Below are 5,999 nucleotides of genomic sequence, written 5' to 3' on the forward strand. Positions count from 1 at the left end.
GGATACAAGTTGTACGCATAGAAAATCAGAGGCTTACAGCGTTTCTGTCCGTTGCCACTAAGACCGCAATATTTTCGCCACTGGACTCTATCTACCTGTTTCTAAAAAGATATGCTTCCACTGGAAATCCAAGAGACCCTTGATTCTTGTGCCTTTCTCAAGCAGATCAAGATAATGCCCCCGCACAGCCTTGGCGCCAACCGCCTTGGCATGAAGATGCGCGATCAACTCGAAAGAAGCCATCTTCGCCTTTTCCAGCTTGACTTGAAGGCTCAGCGACATGGCTTTATCGACTAATGCCTTAGCCAGTGCAGCGTTTGACAGACCTGCCGATCCCTCCAATTGGATTTGAACGTCCTCCAATGCGGCGATCACTGCCTTGACAGACGCCAAATAATTCAGCAAGGCTTGTCTTTTTTGCGTCGCCGCGCCTTCCTCCTTTGACGTTGCAAGCTCCTTTGCCGACTCGTTTTCGAGATAGATCTTAAATTTCCTGGAATCTTCGAGTGCTTCGGCAGCCTGCTTTTTCCACTTTTCGATCCAAGCCCCATCCGACCCTGCGCCCTTCCAATAGGCGATGTCGCTGCGCATCTCGCCAATGCGGCCTTGCATTGCGTCCACCTTGGTAACCTGAGACTCGTCAAATAAAGTAAACACGATCAGGGCACCGGCAACAAAGCTGGCAAGGGCTGTACCCATTTTGATAAACCACCAGAAAACCGAATAAAAGCTGCCTTCCGACCGATGCCCTGTTTGTAATTCGTCTTCATCGCAAATGTCACCGACCATTGACGAGCCGAGTGTGAAAAAGAATAACATTCCTGCCGAAAGCAATATGGTAGGAATAATGATCAGGTAGGGATGGGCGGGGTTGTAACAAACAATTTTGGAGGCCTGCGCCGACACCATGAGCAATATTGCGATGGCCAGGGTGTTGCGCTTTCCCAGCCGCGGGCTAATCCAGTTGAGCGGAAAGACCGCGAGCAACCCAGTGATGGCCCAGACCGTGCCATTGATCCCTAACAGGGTGGCGCCGGCCACCTTATCTCCCCCGAAAATGTAGAAAATGGGAATGTACGAACCAAGCAAGCTCACAAAATTAAAACCCATCGCCAAGGTAAAGATACCAAGTGTCAGCATGATAAAGTTGCGATTGTTGGCGGTCCGTTTCATATCGTGCCAAAACGGAGTCCGTTCCTGAGCCGAGACCCTGACAAATGACGGCTCGCGTAATTTCAGAAACCACCATACAGAAAGCGGAATCAATAGCGCCGCGATCATCAGGGAGACATAGCGCATCCCATCGACCTCGTTGCCGCCAGGGCCTCTGAACTGTTCCATATTGGCCAGCGCAAACAGCCAGGGCGTGCTCATTGCAAACAGGTTGCCGACGAAACTTTTTGCACTGAAAAGTCTTGTAAGTTCATGGTAATTCGTTGTCAGCTCCATGCCGAGCGCGCCGTGCGGAATCTCGAAAATATTGACAGAGGTAAAAAAGATAAGGAGTGAAAAAAGAATATACAACAATTGAAATGTCTGATAACCCGAATCGGAAGGAAACCAGCGATGCACCAGGTCGCCTTTCGGTATCCACCAGATCGCAACAAATGAAATCGCCACGGCAATCCCCCCCAGCAACAGATAAGGGCGGCGGCGGCCCCAGCGGGTACGGGTATTGTCGGAAAGATGACCGATCAGCGGATCGGACAGGGCATCCCACAGCCGTGGAACGATCAATATTGCCCCAAGCCAAAAGGCACTCAAGCCTAAACTGATATTTCCCAACAAGCCCACCAGTATCCCGGCCGCATTGAACAGTGCAATGGGAATGATGCCGCCGGCACCGTAGGCTGCCAACTGTGAAAATCGAATGCGCTCTTGCGGCTTCTTGCCGCGGTCCGCGGCAACCTGATTTTCTTTCATATTCATTATGTTGTGAGATACTAAGACGCGGATAGGAAATTGAACTGTCCATGAACGGATAGAGCCCCCAACACCGTGCGCGACGGCTCATCGGCCCAGCGTCAGGAAGGGCCAGAGCACGAGGTAGAGCACCGCCGCGGCGCCGGCCAGATAGAACAATGATGCGAAGGGTTGGCGGGCAATGCGCTGCAATAGCGTTTCGGCCTGGCCGGTGGCGCGCAGGGCGGCGTGCTCGGCGCTGACGCGTGCGCTGCGCGCCTGCTCATAGGTGTCGATGGCCTGCCGCGCGGCGGCCTTTTGGTCCGCGTCGATGAGCCATAGGCCGGCGACCCCGAGGCCGAGGAAGCCGCCGGTGGTCTCATGATAGTCGAAGCCCTGTTCATCGAGCAGCGCTCGCACCTCGAGCGCCTCGTCGTCCGGCACGTCATTGAGACGGAAGATCAATACGGACATGACACACCACGGTTTCGTGCCAGGTTAATAGCAAAACGGCGTCCGTGCCTGCGAAGAGCGGCGGTGCGCTGCCGTGCAGCGCACCGCCGACGATCTCACCCCATCAATGCCCGCCCATGGCGCCCTCGATCTCCTTCTGGACCTTCTCCAGGTTGAAGGACCCGGGCGTTTGGCTCGGCGGATAGTCCTTCATGCTCATGAGGAACTTCGCCGCCACCCGCTGCATGGGCGCCAACACATAGACGTGGTCGAGGAACCAGTCGTTGTAGGTGTTGGCGTTGTGCTGCGCCCGCTCAAACGGATCCCGACGCAGGTTGAACAGCAGCGGCACCCGCAACTGGGTGAAGGGCTCGCGCCAGACCCCGAAGGCCTCGCCGCGGTTCTCGAGGAAGACCGCCTTCCAGGCATCGTAGCGCAGGGCGACGATCTGACCGTCGTCATTCACATACATGAACTCGTGGCGCGGCGACTGGTCGGTCTTGCCGGTGAGATAATCGAGCATGTCGTAGCCGTCGATGTGGTTCTTGTAGCTGCGGCCATTGAGCTCGACCCCGTTGAGCAGATCCTGCTTGATGTTGGGGTTCCCGCCGGCGGCGGCGAAGGTCGGCAGCCAATCCTCGTGGGCGACGATCCCGTTGAGCGTCTTATTAGCGGGGAAGTGCCCCGGCCAGCGAACAAAGGTGGGGACGCGGTAGGCGCCCTCCCAGTTGGAGTTCTTCTCGCTGCGGAACGGCGTGGTACCGGCATCCGGCCAGGTGTTGTAGTGCGGGCCGTTGTCGGTGGAATACATGACGATGGTGTCGTTGGCAATGCCGAGGTCATCGACCAGCTTGAGCAACTCGCCGACGTTGGCGTCGTGCTCGATCATGCCGTCGGTATACTCGTCATTGCCCTGGTGCCGGTGCTCCGGGCGCACATGGGTCCGGAAGTGCATGCGGGTGCCGTTCCACCAAACGAAGAAGGGCTTACCCGCGCCGTGCTGGCGCTTGATGAAGTCCACGGCAGCGGCGATGGTCTCGTCGTCGATGGTCTCCATGCGCTTCTTGGTGAGCGGGCCGGTGTCCTCGATCTTCTGGCCGCCCTTGCCGTCGGCCCAGGAATGGATGACGCCGCGCGGGCCGAAGACCTCACGGAAGGTCTTACCGCTCTCCAAGACCATATCGGAGGGGTAATCCTCGTTCTCCGGTTCTTCCTCTGCATTCAGGTGATAGAGGTTACCCAGGAACTCGTCGAACCCGTGCATGGTGGGCAGGCGCTCGTCGGTGTCGCCCTGGTGGTTCTTGCCGAACTGGCCGGTGGCATAGCCGAGGCTCTTCATCACCGTCGCCATCGTGACGTCGGTCGGCTGCCAGCCCTCCTTAGCGCCAGGCATACCCACCTTGGTCATGCCCGAGCGGACCGGGACTGAACCGCCGATAAACGCCGCGCGGCCGGCCGTGCAGGACTGCTGGGCGTAGTAGTCGGTGAAGGCGAGACCTTCGTTGGCGACGCGGTCGATGTTGGGCGTCTCATAGCCCATCATCCCGCGGCTGTTGTGGCTGATGTTCCAGGTGCCGATATCGTCACCCCAGATCACGAGTATGTTGGGTTTATCGGCCGCCTGCGCCGTGCCCCAGGCACAGAGCAGGATGGCGCTCCAGGTCAGAAGGCGCTGAAATCCGCGAACATGCGATTGCATTGGCTTGGTCCTCCGGTGGTTTGGAGTCGCCATCTTACCAGACTGTAACAATCGGTTTTGTCAAGTTTGCGAGCGCCTTGATCATCGTTCCGGCTACCCCGGGGCCGGAGTCCAAGGCTTTAGCCTTGGATGGACAGGACCAAGGCTGAAGCCTTGGACTCCAGACGATCGCACTCGCTGGAAGCCAGGCCACGGACGGCAACCTCTCTGCCGCCGCGGACTCGCAGCAAATAGCAGACTACCCGGAACGACGATCAAGGCCAGCCCGGCGCTGGGTTTATGGAATGGATGACCCGCGCATCGACCGCCTGCGGGATAGGGGGCTGGGACAAGGCTGGATAAGAAGAGAGGCTCAATTAAATTCGCCGGGCCGAGAAAAACATAATGGAGCCTGATCCATTTTCCCCAACGCTTCAAACCTCGACGATTTCCGAGTCCCCCGAGAAACGGTTGTCGGTCCCCGATTTCGCCAGTCCCCGATTTCGCCATCATTGCCCGGCGCTAAGCTATCATCGGCTTATCGATCCGACTGACGAGGGGCAACCGATGAGCAACGATAGAATCTCCTGCGATCCTAAGGTAATGATGGGCAGGCCTGTTGTCGCGGGCACGCGGGTCACGGTCGAGTCCATCCTGGAGCGGCTGGCGGCCGGGGAGTCCGAGACGCAGATCTTGGAGGCGAATCCGCGGCTCACGTCCGCGGATATTCGCGCGGCCCTGCAATTTGCCGCCGAGACGCTCCACGGAGACCGCATTTATCCGCATCAGATCGCGGCCTAGGTAACGGCTGTGAATCTGGTTGCCGACGAGAACGTGGACGCGGCGATCATCTCGCGGGTGATCCTGTTCCGGCTCGCTGGCATTGCGTCGGAAACCAAAGGCAAGATCCTGGTCTCGGCGCTCGAGGCACACGCCCGCGAGCTGTCGGCGGCTTTCACCGTCATCGGCCCCAGATCCCTGCGTATGCGGCCGGGGAGTGCCGCAGGGAACGACTCGAGCCTGGCACCTTCCACCACGCGGGATTAATGCCGCTCCGAATCTGCAACCCGGTCGACGCCGGATTGTGCCGCTTGTAGCGCCGCCACCGAATCCGCACGCTCGTTCGAGCGCAGGGCATACTCGCAACCGGCTTGCACGACCCGCATGGCCACGCCAGGGGCGAACATGTGGGGGCCGCGAACCGCAATGAGCAAATCCGCAACCCGCTTGTCCTGCGATGGGTTGAGTGAATCAAAGATCTCCGGCCAACCGGCTTGCTTTGCACCAAGCCGCTTCGCCTCTGCCATCAACGCAACGGCGGTCAGCAGGCCCTGAACGGGTCGCCCCGGTGCGGTCGGGCGACCCTGGTTTTGCGCCGAGCACGCCGGTTGCCGATCGTCTTTGCCTAACAATTGTCGAAAGTCATCGCCTGGCAACCGTTGCGCCCGCCCATCGGCTTCCGGCCCCTGCGCGTCGTCACCCACCGATTGGGCGTTCGCAGACGCAGCATTTGGGGTGGGAGTCTGAACAGTGACGTGCCCAGTGGCGTCGGCCGCATCGAGGCGCGCCTGAAGTGCTTTGTTGGCAGCACGGAGCGCGAAATATCTTTTGAGCACCGTGCGCAAGTAGAGAACCGTGTCGTAGACCTTATTGTCACGCCCACACTTCGGGCACTTCGCCTCGGTGCCGACGGCCTCGCCCCCCATCTCCGCAATATATCCGCAACCATTGCATCGATAAACGCTCATCGTATTTCCTCGAAAAAGCGAAACAGGGGAAAGGCCGGGGAGTGCGGCCTGGCTCAGCAATTTCTCCATCGGCTGCGTTTAATTGAGCCGGAGAGTAAGCCGGGTTCTCATCGCAGGTTAGACAGACGTTGGTGTTCTCTGTTGCCGCCTGGTTTCCCGGCGGTGCCACAATATCTCTGCCATACAGCGATTCGTTCCCGGCTCCTCGCAGAACCGGA

General features: G+C 58.7%; 6 protein-coding genes. 2 read left to right on the forward strand and 4 right to left on the reverse strand.

Features of this window, described 5'->3' with window-relative positions; genetic code table 11:
* Window positions 1-87 precede the first annotated feature (87 nt).
* From QZX93_RS20895 to QZX93_RS20905, 3 genes are all read right to left on the reverse strand, one after another.
* The gene (locus tag QZX93_RS20895) at window positions 88-1,929 is read right to left on the reverse strand and encodes an MFS transporter (RefSeq protein ID WP_295392813.1); all 1,842 of its coding nucleotides are present in this window, start codon (window positions 1,927-1,929) and stop codon (window positions 88-90) included.
* Between the two features lie 81 nt (window positions 1,930-2,010).
* A complete protein-coding gene (locus tag QZX93_RS20900; protein ID WP_295392814.1) occupies window positions 2,011-2,376 on the reverse strand; it encodes a DUF6164 family protein in 366 nt (121 codons plus the stop codon).
* Between the two features lie 103 nt (window positions 2,377-2,479).
* Window positions 2,480-4,054 (reverse strand): arylsulfatase, encoded by a 1,575-nt coding sequence (locus QZX93_RS20905; protein ID WP_295392815.1) that lies wholly within the window; start codon window positions 4,052-4,054, stop codon window positions 2,480-2,482.
* Between the two features lie 546 nt (window positions 4,055-4,600).
* On the opposite strand from QZX93_RS20905, the gene QZX93_RS20910 reads away from it, so the two are divergent.
* Both QZX93_RS20910 and QZX93_RS20915 read left to right on the forward strand, forming a co-directional pair.
* Entirely contained in the window at window positions 4,601-4,834 is a 234-nt protein-coding gene (locus QZX93_RS20910) for a DUF433 domain-containing protein (RefSeq protein ID WP_295392816.1), read from the forward strand.
* Window positions 4,835-4,843: 9 nt separating this feature from the next.
* Complete coding sequence (locus QZX93_RS20915) at window positions 4,844-5,080, forward strand: hypothetical protein (protein WP_295392817.1); 237 nt, start codon at window positions 4,844-4,846, stop codon at window positions 5,078-5,080.
* On the opposite strand, the gene QZX93_RS20920 is transcribed toward QZX93_RS20915, so the two are convergent.
* Complete coding sequence (locus tag QZX93_RS20920; protein ID WP_295392818.1) at window positions 5,077-5,850, reverse strand: hypothetical protein; 774 nt, start codon at window positions 5,848-5,850, stop codon at window positions 5,077-5,079. The two genes, QZX93_RS20915 and QZX93_RS20920, sit on opposite strands and share 4 nt — an antisense overlap.
* Window positions 5,851-5,999: the final 149 nt, after the last annotated feature.

This window comes from uncultured Thiodictyon sp. (assembly GCF_903946935.1).
GTDB lineage: Bacteria > Pseudomonadota > Gammaproteobacteria > Chromatiales > Chromatiaceae > Thiodictyon.

Bases quoted from the DNA above. Each gene is read 5' to 3' on its own strand.
- QZX93_RS20895 (WP_295392813.1), bottom strand. From the start codon at position 1,929: ATGAATATGAAAGAAAATCAGGTTGCCGCGGACCGCGGCAAGAAGCCG.
- QZX93_RS20900 (WP_295392814.1), bottom strand. From the start codon at position 2,376: ATGTCCGTATTGATCTTCCGTCTCAATGACGTGCCGGACGACGAGGCG.
- QZX93_RS20905 (WP_295392815.1), bottom strand. From the start codon at position 4,054: ATGCAATCGCATGTTCGCGGATTTCAGCGCCTTCTGACCTGGAGCGCC.
- QZX93_RS20910 (WP_295392816.1), top strand. From the start codon at position 4,601: ATGAGCAACGATAGAATCTCCTGCGATCCTAAGGTAATGATGGGCAGG.
- QZX93_RS20920 (WP_295392818.1), bottom strand. From the start codon at position 5,850: ATGGAGAAATTGCTGAGCCAGGCCGCACTCCCCGGCCTTTCCCCTGTT.